The sequence below is a fragment of the Snuella lapsa genome, from assembly GCF_039539345.1.
Taxonomy (GTDB): Bacteria; Bacteroidota; Bacteroidia; order Flavobacteriales; family Flavobacteriaceae; genus Snuella; species Snuella lapsa.
Genome location: NZ_BAABCY010000013.1, coordinates 1 through 15781, shown reverse-complemented (window position 1 = coordinate 15781; position 15781 = coordinate 1). Strand labels below are relative to the sequence as shown.

General features: G+C 36.5%; 14 protein-coding genes and 2 pseudogenes. 6 read left to right on the top strand and 10 right to left on the bottom strand.

Annotated elements, in window-relative coordinates:
• Positions 1–322: 322 nt before the first annotated feature.
• Both ABD792_RS01765 and ABD792_RS01760 read right to left on the bottom strand, forming a co-directional pair.
• On the bottom strand, positions 323–2488 hold the full coding sequence (locus tag ABD792_RS01765) for an endonuclease MutS2 (RefSeq protein ID WP_345003998.1): 2166 nt from the start codon (positions 2486–2488) through the stop codon (positions 323–325).
• 181 nt (positions 2489–2669) lie between these two features.
• Complete coding sequence (locus ABD792_RS01760) at positions 2670–3758, bottom strand: M42 family metallopeptidase (protein ID WP_345003997.1); 1089 nt, start codon at positions 3756–3758, stop codon at positions 2670–2672.
• 101 nt (positions 3759–3859) lie between these two features.
• Here ABD792_RS01760 and ABD792_RS01755 point away from each other — a divergent pair, with 101 nt between their 5' ends.
• From ABD792_RS01755 to ABD792_RS01745, 3 genes are all read left to right on the top strand, one after another.
• Positions 3860–4534 (top strand): DUF4294 domain-containing protein, encoded by a 675-nt coding sequence (locus ABD792_RS01755; protein WP_345003996.1) that lies wholly within the window; start codon positions 3860–3862, stop codon positions 4532–4534.
• A 9-nt stretch (positions 4535–4543) separates the two neighbouring features.
• Positions 4544–5170 carry a PAQR family membrane homeostasis protein TrhA gene (gene trhA, locus ABD792_RS01750; protein WP_345003995.1) on the top strand — a complete coding sequence of 209 codons (627 nt, stop codon included), beginning with the start codon at positions 4544–4546 and terminating at the stop codon, positions 5168–5170.
• 67 nt (positions 5171–5237) lie between these two features.
• Positions 5238–5756, top strand: coding sequence for a GNAT family N-acetyltransferase (locus ABD792_RS01745; protein ID WP_345003994.1), 519 nt, complete (start codon positions 5238–5240; stop codon positions 5754–5756).
• Between the two features lie 9 nt (positions 5757–5765).
• Here ABD792_RS01745 and ABD792_RS01740 read toward each other — a convergent pair whose 3' ends face one another.
• Genes ABD792_RS01740 through ABD792_RS01730 form a run of 3 tightly spaced genes read right to left on the bottom strand, consistent with a single transcriptional unit; the run spans position 5766 to position 7651 of the window.
• Positions 5766–6194: a DUF4268 domain-containing protein gene (locus ABD792_RS01740; protein WP_345003993.1), complete on the bottom strand. Its 429-nt coding sequence runs from the start codon at positions 6192–6194 to the stop codon at positions 5766–5768.
• A 5-nt stretch (positions 6195–6199) separates the two neighbouring features.
• A complete protein-coding gene (locus ABD792_RS01735) occupies positions 6200–6874 on the bottom strand; it encodes a ZIP family metal transporter (RefSeq protein WP_345004039.1) in 675 nt (224 codons plus the stop codon).
• Between the two features lie 45 nt (positions 6875–6919).
• Positions 6920–7651: a class I SAM-dependent methyltransferase gene (locus tag ABD792_RS01730; RefSeq protein WP_345003992.1), complete on the bottom strand. Its 732-nt coding sequence runs from the start codon at positions 7649–7651 to the stop codon at positions 6920–6922.
• 179 nt (positions 7652–7830) lie between these two features.
• Here ABD792_RS01730 and ABD792_RS01725 point away from each other — a divergent pair, with 179 nt between their 5' ends.
• The gene (locus ABD792_RS01725; protein ID WP_345003990.1) at positions 7831–8988 is read left to right on the top strand and encodes a THUMP domain-containing class I SAM-dependent RNA methyltransferase; all 1158 of its coding nucleotides are present in this window, start codon (positions 7831–7833) and stop codon (positions 8986–8988) included.
• A 14-nt stretch (positions 8989–9002) separates the two neighbouring features.
• Here the strand turns inward: ABD792_RS01725 and ABD792_RS01720 are convergent, their stop codons facing one another.
• The 5 genes from ABD792_RS01720 to ABD792_RS01700 all read right to left on the bottom strand — a co-directional run bounded on the left by ABD792_RS01720 (position 9003) and on the right by ABD792_RS01700 (position 14353).
• Positions 9003–10442, bottom strand: coding sequence for a sulfatase-like hydrolase/transferase (locus tag ABD792_RS01720; protein WP_345003988.1), 1440 nt, complete (start codon positions 10440–10442; stop codon positions 9003–9005).
• A gap of 272 nt (positions 10443–10714) precedes the next feature.
• Positions 10715–10870, bottom strand: coding sequence for a hypothetical protein (locus ABD792_RS01715; protein ID WP_345003986.1), 156 nt, complete (start codon positions 10868–10870; stop codon positions 10715–10717).
• A 43-nt stretch (positions 10871–10913) separates the two neighbouring features.
• Positions 10914–11741, bottom strand: coding sequence for a cyclase family protein (locus tag ABD792_RS01710; RefSeq protein ID WP_345003985.1), 828 nt, complete (start codon positions 11739–11741; stop codon positions 10914–10916).
• Between the two features lie 191 nt (positions 11742–11932).
• Entirely contained in the window at positions 11933–13165 is a 1233-nt protein-coding gene (locus ABD792_RS01705) for an MFS transporter (RefSeq protein WP_345003984.1), read from the bottom strand.
• 15 nt (positions 13166–13180) lie between these two features.
• Positions 13181–14353, bottom strand: coding sequence for an LETM1-related biofilm-associated protein (locus ABD792_RS01700; RefSeq protein ID WP_345003983.1), 1173 nt, complete (start codon positions 14351–14353; stop codon positions 13181–13183).
• A gap of 147 nt (positions 14354–14500) precedes the next feature.
• Between ABD792_RS01700 and ABD792_RS01695 the strand changes: the two are divergent.
• Together ABD792_RS01695 and ABD792_RS01690 are read left to right on the top strand one after the other, a co-directional pair.
• Positions 14501–14773: pseudogene (locus tag ABD792_RS01695) on the top strand (DUF4331 family protein); the annotation flags it as partial.
• Positions 14774–14806: 33 nt separating this feature from the next.
• Positions 14807–15727: pseudogene (locus ABD792_RS01690) on the top strand (DUF4331 family protein).
• Positions 15728–15781: the final 54 nt, after the last annotated feature.

Sequence of the window (15781 nt, the reverse complement as noted above, 5' to 3'; positions counted from 1 at the left end):
GTTTCCATACTGGGAATGAGTTTGCCATTATTGCTTCGTTTAATGTTTACCATTTCGTATGTAAGGAGTTGAGCGTTGATAAGTTCCATGAAAAAGTAAAAGTAATAAGAGGTCGTCATTGCGATGAGTGTAACGAAGAAGCAATCTTTTTAAAGGTAAAATCAACCAAGAGATTACTTCGCCGCTCTTAAAAAAAACCTCGTAATGACGAAAGTAGCCGCACTGAGCGCAGTAGATGTGTGGCAATCTCATAAAAATAATGATATCGTAAATAGTTGAAAATTTTATAAACCAACAACAAACAACCAGTACCAATTAATCCCTATTTAACACGTTCAACAAGCTCTAACTGATCCATACTTACATTGGTGGTAAAAATCCCATAGTTTACAACCGCTTTGTTTTTTTCGATTTTATCAAGCGTACCAATAGCGCGACCATCTTCCATACGAACGCGGTCACCTACTTTTAATACAGGTTTTGGCTTAGGTGCTTCGACTGCTTTCTTTTTAGCTTCTTTTTTCTTCTGACGGATGACTTCAACCTTCTTTTCAACATCTCTCTTTACAGCCTTTTCTTTGGCCTTAACAACTTTTTTCTGCTTTACAGACAACTTTTTCCGTTTGGAATTTTCGATTTGGACGATCTTGAAAAGCTCCGACATTAGCTCACGCTTTTGTTTGTTGTCAAAATATTTCTCAGAAAGATCATTAACCTTCTGTCCCAAATATATCAGCCGTTGATTACTATCATAGAGTTCCTGGTAGCTTTCTAGTTTTTTTTGAATCTTGGCATTAATCTCTTCTAGTCTATCAGCTTCTTCAATCTTCTTCCGTTCGTTACGCTTTAAGGATGCTCCCGTTTTTTCAAGCTTCGAGCGCTCTTTTTGAAGTTTGGCAATCGTAGCATCAAAACGCACTTTGCTGCGTTCTATTTTCTTTTTTGCCCGATTAATCAAACTATAAGGGATACCATTTTTTTGTGCGACTTCAAAGGTAAACGAGCTTCCTGCCTGACCAATTACCAGCTTAAAAAGCGGTTCCAGCGTGCGCTCATCAAATAACATATTGGCATTGAGCATGTGCGGCAATTCGTTTGCCAATATCTTTAAGTTGGCATAGTGTGTTGTTATAATACCAAAAGCTTCACGATGGTAAAACTCTTCTAAAAAGGTTTCTGCTAACGCACCACCCAATTCTGGGTCACTACCAGTTCCAAACTCATCTATTAAAAAAAGTGTGCTCTTATTACACTTTTTAAGGAAGTAGTTCATTTGTTTTAAGCGGTAGCTATAAGTACTCAAATGATTTTCTATGGATTGGTTGTCTCCAATATCACTTAATATACGATCAAAAAGACAAACCTCACTGCGTTCGTGAACCGGTATTAACATACCACTTTGTAACATAGCCTGTAACAGTCCAACAGTCTTTAATGTAATACTTTTTCCACCAGCATTAGGACCAGAAATAACTATAATACGACTGTCTTGTTTTAACGTAACAGTTTGGGGAAACGTCTTTTCGCCCTTTTTTAAATTAGTTAAATAAAGGAGTGGGTGGTATGCATCCCGTAAGAACATACTCTTGTCCTCCGATATTTTAGGAAGAATACCGTTCATAGATTGCGCATACTTAGCTTTTGCCGAAATCACATCGATATCGATTAAAAGACTTTGATATTGTTCCAATAGGGGGAAGTACGGACGGATAAAGTTTGTAACCTCCTTTAGAATGCGAATTTCTTCTTCTTGTGCTTCATATTCCAGATTATTAAGTTCGCGCGAGTATTTAAGAGTTGTTTCAGGTTCTATGTATACAATGCTTCCCGTTTTGCTATTACCCATAATAGACCCTTTAACCTTACGCCTGTACATAGCCTTTACGGCCAAAACGCGTCTGTTGTCTATTACCGTTTCACGAATGTCATCCAGATATTCAAGACTATGGTAGCTGTTTAATGCCGTAACAAAACTTTGGTTTATTTTTCCTTTTACACTATTTATAGACTGCCTAAGCGCTAAAAGCAGGGGAGAAGCACTGTCTTTAATATCACCAAAACGATCTACAATACTGTCTACTTTTTCAATAATAACCTTAGTGACTTCTATATGTGACACGTGGTTATATAATGTGGGGTAGTATACTTCAAACTTTTTCAGGAACAGGACTATGTCATTAACGGTAGTCGACATAGCGACTATCTTTTTTAAACCGTGGACTTCCAAATAAGTATTATCAATACGCAGCAATTTCAGCTCATTACTTATAGTATCGAAGCCATGATTGGGTATACGATTGTCGTTATAAAAAGAAGCCAGATATTCGTTAGTTAGCTGCAAACTATTAAGGAGCGCTTCCCTTGTTCTGTAAGGCGCTATCTTAAGGGTCTTTTCATTTCCCAATGCCGTTATACAATGCTCGCTTACCTGTTGAAGTACCGTAGGGAACTCCAAGTCTTGTAAGGTTTTATCGTGAATGTGTATCATTCGGTGTTGATCCTAAATTAATGTAAAATGCAAATTTAAAATTAAACAATGAATTATTTTTAGTTATCATAAATTCATTGAAATAAAGACTATCATAACCAATAAATTAATAAGGTACCATAAAAAAGCCCCCAAATTGTGTCTAACATTTAGGGGCATATACAGAGTCTTCTTTTATTATTTATTCAAAATAACTAAATGTTTCACCGTCTTTAATGTTGAGAAGTGATTCATAAATAAGACGTATAACATTTTCAACATCGTCTCTATGCACCATTTCAACAGTTGTATGCATGTAACGTAAGGGCAAAGATATTAAGGCCGAAGCAACCCCCCCGTTACTATATGCAAATGCATCCGTATCGGTACCTGTGGCACGCGATAGGGCAGAGCGCTGAAACGGAATTTTATTGGTCTCTGCTGTATCGGTTATTAAGTCACGTAACTTTTGTTGCACCGCAGGTGCATAAGCTACAACGGGGCCGTTACCAATTTCCATATCGCCCTGTACTTTCTTTTCAATCATGGGCGTAGTTGTATCATGCGTTACGTCCGTAACTATGGCAACGTTTGGTTTTATGCGATCTGTTATCATTTCGGCTCCTCGTAATCCAATTTCCTCCTGTACCGCATTAACAATATACAAACCAAAAGGAAGTGATTTTTTATTTTCTTTTAGTAATCGCGCAACCTCGGCAATCATAAAGCCACCCATGCGATTGTCTAATGCACGACACACAAATTTATCACCATTTAAAATGTGAAACTCATCTGGGTAAGTGATAACGCACCCCACATGAACCCCCAATTTTTCAACCTCCTCTTTGGTTTTACAACCACAGTCAATAAAAATATTATCAGGCTTTGGAGCTTCTTCGTTAGCTTTATTTCGTGTATGAATGGCTGGCCAACCAAATACGCCTTTAACAATGCCTTTTTTGGTGTGAATGTTTACGATTTTACTAGGAGCTATCTGGTGGTCGCTGCCTCCGTTCCTTATCACATAAATAAGACCATTGTCACTAATATAGTTAACATACCATGAAATTTCATCGGCATGCCCTTCAATTACAACTTTGTATTTTGCTTTCGGATTAATAACCCCAACTGCAGTGCCATAAGTGTCCGTAATAAACGTGTCGACATAGGGTTTTAAATAATCCATCCATAATTTTTGCCCGTCCCACTCGTAGCCTGTAGGTGCGGCATTATTTAAATATTTTTCTAAAAAGTCAATCGATTTTTTATTGAGAATTTGCTTCTTTGCCATGTGTTAAAATTTTGTACTAAAATAATAATATAAACAGAAAATAATGGTTTCCATAGCGCAAATTATTAATTTTGGTGATTATGGCTCCAACCCATTTATTAATGAACTTTTTTAAATACATAGTGTTAATTTTTCCTTTATTTCTCAAAGCTCAGATAAGTGAGGAAATACAGGATTCTACAACGGTCGAGTACCTCATTATTAAAGGCGATTCGGTGCCTAGAACTATCATTGATTTGGATGAAGTTATGCTATTGCATAAGCTTAAGTTTGATAGTAGGGAGGATCGCATACGTTACTTAATCTTAAGAAAAAAAACTGTAAAAGTATATCCCTATGCCAAGATGGCCGCAGATAGGTTAGATTCGCTTAACCAACGTTTGTCTAAGCTTACAAAAAATAGGGACAGAAAGCGATACACCAAAATGATTCAAAAGTATATCGAGGGAGAGTTTTCCGATGAACTAAAAAAGCTTACCAGAACCGAAGGGCAGATTTTGGTAAAATTGATTCACAGGCAAACAGGAATGACTACCTTCGATTTGGTAAAGGAATTACGAAGCGGCTGGCGTGCCTTTTGGTACAATACTACTGCTAGTATGTTTGATATTTCATTAAAGATAGAGTTCGATCCCATGACCGTTAAAGAAGATTATTTAATTGAAGATATTTTGCAACGTAATTTTCAAAGCGGTGTTTTAGAACGTCAAAAGCCCGCAATACCATTCGATTTTTATGATTTAACCGATAAGTGGTTAAACAATAAAGAACCCTAAGATGTTATTATGTATAGGCAAACTGCATTGGAGGAAAAGCTAAATACCATTACACATGGTGTCGGGGCTTTTTTGGGTGCTGTTGGTTTGGTCATGCTTATTTTAAACGATAACCATAAAACAGCATGGAGTTTGTTTAGTGTTGTCGTTTATGGTTGTTCCATAATTATTTTGTTTACGGCATCTACACTCTACCACGCCACGAAAAGCGAACAAACAAAGTATTATTTTAGAATTGTAGACCATATTAGTATTTACTTTCTTATAGCAGGTACATATACACCTGTGTTGTTAATTACTTTAAGGGATAGTTTAGGTTGGCCCCTATTCTGGATTGTATGGGGTATTGCCGCTTTTGGAATTGTACTAAAACTATTCTTTACAGGACGCTTCGAGGTGTTTTCTACACTTTTGTACCTAATAATGGGATGGCTTATAGTATTCGATTTTTATGCGCTGTCCGATGCGATTGGGAGTACCGGGGTACTATTACTTTTTGCCGGAGGATTGGCTTATACCGTAGGCATCGTTTTTTATGCTATTAAAAGCATTCCTTACAATCATGTGATTTGGCATTTGTTTGTACTGGCTGGTGCACTATTTCATTATTTTATGATTCTTTGTTATGTTATTTAGTCAAGAAGAATTCCCCTAGACTGTATTTCTCATGTAGTTTGTTTCAAGAAATTCTTTATTTTGTAATATGGTAACAATTGTAATAGCCAACACTTTTAAAGAATATCAGAAAATTGCAGATCTGGCAGATCTGGTTTGGAGAGAACATTATACAGCTATTATTGGACGGGATCAGGTAGATTATATGCTTAAAAGTTTTCAATCGGCTACTGCTATTGCTCAACAGGTTAGGGATGGCTATGCTTATTATTTCCTGAATTATAACAATAAAGCCGTTGGTTACTTAGCTGTTAAAGAAGAAATAGATGCTCTTTTTTTAAGTAAAGTATACGTTTTAAGTAGTTACAGGGGAAAAAAGATAGGCAAAGCAGCTCTGCAATTCGTTGAGGAAAAAGCAAAGCATAGACAATTAAAGACTATCCGACTGACAGTAAACAAATGCAATTTAGAAGCTATAAAAGCATACAAAAAACTCGGTTTTATTAATAAAGGCCCGCTTGTTAAGGATATTGGACAAGGATTCATTATGGACGACTATCTCATGGAAAAGCCCATAAACCTTAATGCGTTCAGAAATAATCAATAAAAAATAGTTCTAGCCTTCAATAACATCCCTGTATTCCTCAAAGAATGCTTCAAACAAGCTCATTTTTTCGTTAAAGAATTCCATAACCATCTGCCAACTATTTTTGTTGTGGATGGATACTTTTGCATCCAGCGGCAGATAAACTCTTGAAATCTCTTTGTGGTTATCCAATATATGGATTTCATCAAAAATTGCTTCTGGCAAATAGTCGTCTGTAAGGATCGATTTTAAAGCTTGTAGTTTTTCCCAATACCTAATGCGGTTTTCCAAATCATCCTCGAGGTCTAGAGCAACCAATGCACGTTTGGTATCAAAATGGAATTTAAAACTAAGGCCCTTTAATTTGGTGTCGTATAGTACCCATTTTCTCGGAAAGGATTTCCCAAAACTTGTCCAAAACTCTTGCCTTAACTGTCTGGATTCTTCTTTTGAAAACATGAGGACTAAATTATATAAGCGATACCAACCCCTAATATGATGGCAACAAATTTTGATAAATTAAACTTATGACCATCGCCACTCTCAAATAAAATAGTAGTTGAAATATGAAAAAAGATACCTATTACTACCGCGTTAATTATATGAATGTACTCGGGAGCTATACCCGCATTATTGGAGATCAAGGTCCCCAAAGGTGTCATGGCGGCAAAAACAACTAAAAAGGTAGCAATTTGAAGCTTATTGTAGTCCGATTGCAATAAGAACATGGTCACCAAGGTAGCAATGGGCATTTTATGGATGAGTACACCATATACCATATCGTTGTGCTCATGGATAGGGAAGCCTTCCAAAAAGCTGTGTATACATAAACTTATAAATAAAAACCAGGGAAAAGCAGTACTGTTCTTGTGCACATGTACGTGGCCGTGTTCTGCACCTTTAGAAAACAATTCTAAAATAATTTGTAGCAAAATACCCGACATAATGAAAAGCCCTGTAAGCTTTGTGTCCAAATGATGGTATACTTCTGGCAGTAGCTCAAAAAGTGTTAAAGCCAATAAGAAGGCGCCACTAAAGGAGAGCAGGAGTTTGGTGTTTAAGTGTTTTTTAGGTTTGGTAACAGTCGCAAGGAGAACTCCAAAAACAACAGAATAAACGGGTAAAAGAAATTGATTCATCATTCGTAATTACTCAAAATATAAATTTTAGACTACTAATTTATCTTATTTAAAAATCATGATTAAACGTTCAGAATCTTTAGAGTCAAACTTATGTAATTTATAGTCTCCAAAAATATCCAGTAAATATACACCAGCTTCTTCAAAAAGTGCTTCAAAATCATGTAATGTAAACGCCCTTACCCTTTCTTGGTAAGCATAGCGGGTACCATAAGCTTCAAATTGAATATCCTTAATGATATATCCATCGTTAACATAGCGCTTTAAATGAAACGTAATGTCATCAACTTTTTTTACTTCTTCGGCTACTAAATTATCAATAATATATTCCGAATTCATAAAATCAATGACTCCAAATCCCGATTCATTTAAATTGGACTTAATGGCCCTAATCGTATTAAGATTATCTTCATCCCTTTCAAAATAACCAAAACTGGTAAACAAATTAAAAACAGCATCAAATTGTCTTTTGTAGGGCTTACACATATCATGTACATCGAAATGAAGGGAGTGATTTTCAAATTGTTTGGCATAACCAATACTATTTTCACTCAAATCAACACCAGTTACATGGTAGCCAATTTTGTTTAAGTATACCGCATGCCGTCCTTTACCACAGGCCAAATCCAAAATAGTCCCATTAACTGGAATATTCAGGTAATTGGTAAGTGTGTCCATAAAGGCATGTGCTTCGGTATCATCTCTATCTTTATATAAAATGTGGTAAAAAGGTGTATCAAACCACGATGTAAACCATGTTGTTGTGTCTTGTATCATATATTCTTTGGCGGTTACCACTTTGGGCAGGATCGTACTTATACTTTTTCTTTTGCTCTGTATTTAAGGACTTATCCAACAAAACAAAAGGATGCCATTGCAATCCTTAACCTAAATTTCAATAATCATGATGTTTACTGCAAAATTACGTTATTTTTGCAATCTATTATAGGTAAAAAATGGAAGAAAATTTTTCGATGGTTGCCAAAACCTTATTTGGCTTTGAGGATTTATTAGCTAAAGAACTTGTACAGCTTGGCGCACAGGATGTAAAAAAAGGTGTCCGTAATGTAAGTTTTTTTGGTGATAAGGGGTTTATGTACAAGGCAAATTTGGGACTGCGTACAGCTATCAAGATATTAAAACCTATAGATACATTTACCGTAAATAGTGAACAGGATTTGTATAATAAAATTTATAAAATGTCCTGGGACTCGTATTTAAAGCCAACAGGGAGTTTGGCTATTGATGCAACAGTACATTCCGATATTTTCAAGCATTCCTTATTTATTGCGCAAAAAACTAAGGACGCCATTGTTGATAAATTTAGGGATACCACAGGGCAACGCCCCAATGTGGATTTAAAATTCCCAGATTTAAAAGTTAATGTACATATCGACCGTAGGCAATGTACAATCTCCTTAGATTCTTCTGGAGACTCCTTGCATAAACGTGGCTATAAAATAGCGACCAATATAGCACCTATTAATGAAGTGCTTGCAGCTGGGATGATTATGTTGTCGGGGTGGGACGGACAATGCGATTTTATGGATCCAATGTGTGGGAGTGGTACCATTCTTATTGAAGCAGCTATGATAGCATGTAATATTCCTCCCAATCTATTGCGTAAGGAATTTGCCTTTGAACGATGGCAAGATTGGGATGTTGATCTTTTTGAAAAAATTGAAGATTCCCTGCTTAATAAGACCCGGGATTTCCATTATAAAATTATTGGATATGATAAGGCTCCCAGTGCAGTTATGAAGGCAAAAGAAAATGTAAAGCACGCCCAATTAGAAGATTTTATAAGCGTTAAGCACGAAGACTTCTTTAAAACACAAAAAGGGGGCACCGATAAATTGCACATGGTATTTAATCCTCCTTATGGCGAGCGTTTAAATATTGACATGCAAGCGTTTTACAAAAACATTGGTGATACTTTAAAGCAAAGCTATCCTGGTACAGATTCTTGGTTGATAACGAGTAACTTAGATGCATTAAAGCATGTAGGGTTACGCCCATCCCGTAAAATCCAACTTTTTAATGCCAAGTTAGAATCGCGCTTGGTTAAATACGTCATGTACGAAGGCAGTAAAAAAGCTAAGTACAATAAGTAATTGTTAAGATTGAATCAATTTTTATAATCCAAGCCTTTTTGGCTATTTTCAACCGAGGATTGCCAAACAAGCAGTTCCTTTTTTAGTTTGTTTGCTACTTCAGGATGTGTATCAATACAATTTTGTTTTTCAGAAGGATCGCTTTCCAGATCATAAAGCTCAAAATTACCTTTTTTGCTGTTGCCAACTAATTTATACTGCTGTGTAACCCACGAAACTTGGGGCGTACAAATAAAGCCTATGGGGCTTTCTCTTTTCTTTTCGTTGTTTTTTAATGCATCTAAAATACTAATGCCATCAATCGGCCGTGAGTCTGGATACTTTATATCCAACACATCCAATATTGTAGGCAAGTAATCACTTGTAACCATTGGAAAAGCACTACGCTTTTTCCCTTGTAGCTTAGTTTTCCAGGTTACAAAAGCTGGCACCCTTACACCACCTTCGTATAAACTCCTTTTGCGTCCCCTAAAAATATTGGCACTTCCCGGTGTGTCTATTTCAGGACCATTATCACTACAAAAGAAAATAATGGTTTCCTCCTGTATGCCTAGGTCGCCCAATTTCTTCCACAGTCTGCCAATCTGTTCGTCCATAGCAGTAATAGTACCGTAGTAAAGTTGTTTGTCTAATGCAAACTTTTTATAATGGTTGCGGTGTACACTATCACTAACAACAGGTAGGTGGGGAGTATGCAGCCAAATACTTGTATAAAACTGTTTACTGCTATCGAGAGCATTTTCTATAAACGGAATAACACGATCCATGATAACACGTGAATCATCGCCTTTTAAGTTATGGGAAACCATTTTATCGTCACCATTCCAATAAGCCGTGCCGTAAGCCAGGGAAGTTTCCCCGTTCTCTATGGCTTTCCAACCGTATCGTTTACTTTCCCCTTCCATAAAGGCACTGGGATACACCATAGGATCGTAAGTAGGGACTTTAGACTCTGTACAAAAGTATTGGTCGTATCCGTGCATACTAGGAATACTATATTCCTTATCAAATTCAGGCCTTCCGCCTCTGTTGGCATCCAAAGTATCTTTCGTTAAGGTGCCCAGGTGCCACTTTCCAAAATGACCAGTAGCGTAACCTGCACCTTTAAGTATTTCAGGAATGGTTATTTCGTCTTCAAGCATATGACCATCATTAGCATATGGAATGTGCATCCTGAGTGGATTTCTACCTGTAATACAGCTGGCTCTTGTAGGCGAGCACACTGCCGAAGCAGCATAGAACCGATCAAGGATAACACCTTCTTCAGCCAGTAAGTCAAGATTAGGAGTTAAGATTTCATCGTTCCCATTAAAACCAACGTCATACCAACCCAGATCGTCTGTCATTATCATGATAAAATTTGGTTTTTTTATAATCGCTTTAGACTTTGAATTGTTACAAGAGTTAAAGGCAATCGCAATAATAGCACACCTTAAAATGTATTTTAATTGCATAGGTTTTGTATTATGAATTATAATAGCTAATAAAACTACCATAATATAACTTGAAATACAATCTCAAAATGCTTTTTCCCAGCAGTTTACAGCTAAAAGCTAAAAGTAAAAAGCGAAAAACGAAAAGTGAACAATGAACAGTTGAAGGCTAAAAGCCAAATGCTAACAGCTAAGAGTTGAAGTTTAAAGTTGTACAATTATGTAACCAACAACAAACAACCAAAACCCAATACACAATTGTAAATAATCAATAATAAATAGTCAATTAACAATTACCTCAATTCCCTAATGGCCCAAACTATCAATAAAAACCCAATCCCTGTCAAGGCTGGTGCCGGTATTTTCATGACCAGTCCAATAGCAATCATTATAATAGCCACGAGTATTAACAGTACAGAAATTAGATTTAGTTTTTTGTTGCGTGTCATTTTTTAGATTTTAGATGTTGATTTAAAGGAGATTAATACGAATTTATTGTACAGCATTTGTTATGGCTACAATTCTTAGGGGAGCACCACTACCACCTTGAATTTTCATAGGCAGAGCGATAACCTCAAAACCTTTGTTGGGGAGTTTGCCAAGGTTGGTCAGGTTTTCAAAAGCAGGAATATTATGGGACAGGAGTATCACATGACTTTTAAAATATTGCGACTGTCCATAATCAATACTTGGGGTATCAATACCAATCGCATGAATATTACGGTTTTCTACCAACCATGTTGCAGCTTCGGGAGATAAACCAGGAAAGTGCAGTTCTTTTATAGCTGCTTCACCACGCTTATCCGTTCCCAGATACTTAACCTTATCTGGGTAGTATTGCGAAAAACCTGTTTCCAATAAAATGATGCTTCCATCAGGAATTTGGGTGTTTTCAGTAGTTTCCCAATGCACAAAATCGGCTATACTTATTAAATAATCCGGATCTTTTAGAGCTTTTAAGGACACGTCTATTTTAATGGCATTACCTATTAGATTTTCAAGAGGTATCTCGTCTACAGACTGTCCTTTTTTAGCAAAATGAATGGGTGCATCTATATGTGTCCCACCATGTTCGGCTGTACAAAAATTATTAGCAGAATAATAAAAACCCTTATCAGTTTCTCCCTTAAAAACAGTATCCAATTCAAATTCCTTGGCAGTAACCCAATAGATGGTTTTATCTGAAAACTCATGCGATAAATCAATAATTGTTTTTGGGAGTATATCAGTTGCTTTTGCCTGATTTTGCTCAGCAGGCTTACTATTACATGAAAGCAATAAAAAGAGTAATAGAACCAAGGAGTAAACAGCTGTTTTCATATGCTTTGTTTTTATTAGTTACAGTTTCCAAAAACAGTTAAAAGTAGAGGAGGAGGGGCTTAAATAACCAAGCAAGCAAAAAAAGAATGTAACCCTTAAAGTTAGCAAATTATTTTATACCATTTGTTTAGTAGTCAGTGAATAATCAATAGCCAATAGCCAATCACCAATAGCCAATAGCTAATAGTAAATCACTTAGATGGCATCAAACCAACAAGGCGTGTAAACAACAGTAACCCCACAGATATCAAGATAAATGCAATACCAATTCCGAGAGTATCGGCAAAATAACCAATAACAATGGCTATTATACTTGTTGTTAGCGTACTAAAAAACGATTGGGCAGAAATAACAGAAGTCAAGATTTCTTGGGGCACATTATCCGCAATTTCAGCAACCAAAAGGGGCTTTCTAATATTTTCTAAAAAGTAGATACAAGCAAAGAAAACAAGTGCCAGATGCCAGTATTCAAAATAATAAAACGCACCACTAATGCCACCAGCTATCAGACCTAAAAATAAGGTAACCTTAGCAACATTAACAGAAACCCTATTCGAAATACGAGAAGCCGATCTGGATGCATAGGAGTTGGCCAGAAAAATAAAAAAGTAGATAATGCCTATTATAAGCCCACTTTTCTTTTTAGAATCCACGTGCATCAAAACAGGAATTAAAAGCGCTACCTGTACCATAATCGGTTGGATGTAGTCCTTAATAGCTTTTAGGTAAGCCGTATGCAGGGCGGCCGAATTGATGATTTGCAATACTTTGGGCGTCTTAACCGTTTTTATAAAGGACTTTAAAGTAAATAACAACGATGCGCTCTGCTGCTTTTTGTGGCTGTTTAAAGCATAATCAATAGAACTGGGATAAGTATAAATATTAATAAAATTAAGGAGGTAGGGGACTACCGAATACAAAAATATAGAACGGTAACTGCCCGAATACAATACAAGCGCCCCAGCTATTAAAGCCGATAGCGCCGAGCCTTTTTGCGACCACGAGCGCGTATGTCCGTAGTAGGTCGCCTTTTGGTTACTTTGTCCCTGTAGTTCCAGGTAGTCCATAATCATACCCTTGTGCGTTCCAGAGCGAAAAGCATCACCAATACCATATAAAACAATGGCGAGAAGAAACGCATAAAAAGAAGAAAAGGTATAAAAAGCTATAAACGATACCATATACAAGATAAAAGACCCAATAAGCGATTTTTTACGCCCGTAAGTATCGGCCAAAATACCAGAAGGTATCTCAGAAATATTGATCGTTATTTCCCTAAGCGCATACAATACCCCAATCTGTGTGTAGCTAATGCCACTTTCCAGAAAAAAAAGCAATAAGAAGGCATCAAAAAAACGCAGGTTCTTTAAAAAACCATAAGCACAGAATTTATAGTATTGTGAGTTCTTTTGTATGCGGTGCATTTTACTAAAAACAACTTATTCCTCAATGCGGTTATCATCAAAAGCCGATGGTAACAACTTAGGGATAAACTTAATAACCAAAGGTAGCAATAAAGCACCACCCGGTAGTAAAAAAATGGCTAAACTAGGTATGGACTTAAAAATATCCAATAACTGTTCCTGTACCTTTTTTTGCTCATCGCTGTCCAGGTCTCTCAGTGTAGATTGCGAAAGCAAGATCATAAGCTCTTTACTGTCCTTAAGTTCACGATACAGGCGCTTGCTGTTCCTCGAAATTAGCTTATTTACCATTTTACTGGAGTTGTTATAAAAACTCTGTACAATGTTTTTAGAACTCAATAACGGGATATCGTTTGCGTGTAGCGTGTAAAATGTATTCACCATTTCTATGGAAGCATCAATGGTAGTTCGGATAATATCAAGGTCCGTTCCCAATTTTAACAAAAAATGCTCCTCGTTCTTGTCTATGGTTTTATCTCCCCAGGTTGCCATACATGCCAGATCCAGAACATAACGCTTCTCTTGGTGAGATTTAATAAAACCAATGGCTTTGTCGTATTTAATATGAATGTTGTCCTGATACCTTAACGACGACTCCAAAAGTTTTATAAGACTATCGTCGTATTGGTTCTTCGTGGTTTTGGAATTTAAAACATCCAAAGTAATAGAAGCGATAGAAGCCTCCAGGTTTTTTATATAATCAATAGAAATACTGCCATGCTTCAAATATTCATGATATGCCAGAACATCAATAAATAACAACGCGTTTATAATAAAATAATTAAAGTTCTTGGTAATCACGTTATCATCTATCTGTACGCGCTTGTGTATTATTTTCTCTAGCTGTTCACAGGATTTTTTGCCCCCCAATAGCTCTTGGAAAAAAGAGGTTTTAAGTTCGTTTATCGCAGTGTAAAAATTAATCACACTGTCTATAAATCCTATATCAGAACCCGTATGCCTATGGGTATATAAAAACGCTATACATAAATTTGCCTTACAAATCTCGTCTTCGGTCAAATCCTTTTTATCAACCACCTGGTCAACAATGTCCAGATTGCTACCATAAATAAAACCACAAGTACGTAAGGCATTATAAAAGAGATCCTCTGGATAGCTTAAAAATGCATCGTTTAGTGCAATTACTTTAAGTAATTTCTTTATCCAACCGTTTGCTGATGGATTCATAGAGCTAAATTAAATATGCCGTAAATGTAAGCTTTTAGATGTCAAATTTGCAAATAAATCCTTTAACAAAACTTTAACAAAACCACTAAAGTGATTACTTCGTAGGTATGCTTGAAAGTCAAACATTAATTAACAAAAACTTAAATTATGAAAAACTTCAAGAAAATTTTAGGAGTCGGCATACTGGCAGTAGCCAGTTTAATCGTTATTGCGGCAGATCACATCGACGCGCCGACAGTGCAAGGTGGTACTAGTGATATCACCGATTTTTACGCCTTTCAAGGTGAAAACACAAACAATTTAGTATTTGTTGCAAACCTGCAAGGTTTATTAAGTCCAACAGCTACAGCAAGCGCAGCCTTTGATGAGGATGTAATGATTGAATTTAATATTGATAATACTGGCGACAATATTGAAGATCTGGTTATTCAAGCAGTACCGAGAAATGGTAAAATGTACATTATAGGGCCTATTGCTCCTAGTCAAACAGGGTTAAATAGTACCATAACAGCCGAAACCAGTAAAGACGTACTAGGTGTTAATATTACGTCCTATGGTATGGATGCCGTAGTAGAAACTAAAAATGGTATTTCAGCCTTTGCTGGCCCGAGAGACGACCCTTTCTTTATGGATTTCGCTCAATACTCTGCTATTATTGGAGGCAATGCTACAAGCTTTAATAATCCCGGAAGCGATACGTTTGCCGGAACAAATGTAATGTCGATAGTCGTAGAAGTACCAAAAGCAATGATTGGGGGTTCTGGTACTATAAACACATGGGTGGAATCAAAAAGAAAACAATAAAAATTAACAGTAAAATTTAAACAGATGAAAACTATAAAAATCATACTAGGACTTACTTTAATCGCAGGACTATTAGTTAATTGTTCAGCCGATGATACACCAAAAGGCGAAGGAATATACAACAACCCAAACCTTTCTGGGGTTTATGTACAGCAAGACCAAATGGGACGTCCTGCTGTTAATACAGTGTTTGTTTCTTCAGATAGCAAAGACATGTTCAATGTTACAGTGCCTTCGGATCAAAATGCTGCATTTCAAAGTATGTTTCAAGCAAACCTGGAAGCATTAAGTCCAGCTTATGCTAATAACGGCGATACTAATGCGTTGGGATTAGATGCAGCCACATTTACAAGTGTTTTGGCTACAGACGTACTAAATGTATCCTTGGATGGAACAACAACGTTTTATGATGGCACAAACGTACTAACAGGACGTGCGTTAGCAGACGATGTTATTACAGTAGAATTGTTGTTGATTTTCGGTGGGGAAGATTTCACTGAAAACCCAGAACTGTCTAACGATAATGTAGACGCAAACGATAAACCTTTTTTGCAGGGCAATTTCATTTAAAAAATTAGGGAATTGATTTAGATAATAATTATCTTTCCCAAGTCTAAGTTTTCT

Excerpts from the sequence above, each read along its gene's own strand:
- ABD792_RS01735 (WP_345004039.1), bottom strand. The coding sequence starts at position 6,874 with ATGAATCAATTTCTTTTACCCGTTTATTCTGTTGTTTTTGGAGTTCTC.
- ABD792_RS01720 (WP_345003988.1), bottom strand. The coding sequence starts at position 10,442 with ATGCAATTAAAATACATTTTAAGGTGTGCTATTATTGCGATTGCCTTT.
- ABD792_RS01725 (WP_345003990.1), top strand. The coding sequence starts at position 7,831 with ATGGAAGAAAATTTTTCGATGGTTGCCAAAACCTTATTTGGCTTTGAG.
- ABD792_RS01705 (WP_345003984.1), bottom strand. The coding sequence starts at position 13,165 with ATGCACCGCATACAAAAGAACTCACAATACTATAAATTCTGTGCTTAT.
- ABD792_RS01745 (WP_345003994.1), top strand. The coding sequence starts at position 5,238 with ATGGTAACAATTGTAATAGCCAACACTTTTAAAGAATATCAGAAAATT.
- trhA (WP_345003995.1), top strand. The coding sequence starts at position 4,544 with ATGTATAGGCAAACTGCATTGGAGGAAAAGCTAAATACCATTACACAT.
- ABD792_RS01710 (WP_345003985.1), bottom strand. The coding sequence starts at position 11,741 with ATGAAAACAGCTGTTTACTCCTTGGTTCTATTACTCTTTTTATTGCTT.
- ABD792_RS01730 (WP_345003992.1), bottom strand. The coding sequence starts at position 7,651 with ATGATACAAGACACAACAACATGGTTTACATCGTGGTTTGATACACCT.
- ABD792_RS01755 (WP_345003996.1), top strand. The coding sequence starts at position 3,860 with ATGAACTTTTTTAAATACATAGTGTTAATTTTTCCTTTATTTCTCAAA.
- ABD792_RS01740 (WP_345003993.1), bottom strand. The coding sequence starts at position 6,194 with ATGTTTTCAAAAGAAGAATCCAGACAGTTAAGGCAAGAGTTTTGGACA.
- ABD792_RS01760 (WP_345003997.1), bottom strand. The coding sequence starts at position 3,758 with ATGGCAAAGAAGCAAATTCTCAATAAAAAATCGATTGACTTTTTAGAA.
- ABD792_RS01765 (WP_345003998.1), bottom strand. The coding sequence starts at position 2,488 with ATGATACACATTCACGATAAAACCTTACAAGACTTGGAGTTCCCTACG.
- ABD792_RS01715 (WP_345003986.1), bottom strand. The coding sequence starts at position 10,870 with ATGACACGCAACAAAAAACTAAATCTAATTTCTGTACTGTTAATACTC.
- ABD792_RS01700 (WP_345003983.1), bottom strand. The coding sequence starts at position 14,353 with ATGAATCCATCAGCAAACGGTTGGATAAAGAAATTACTTAAAGTAATT.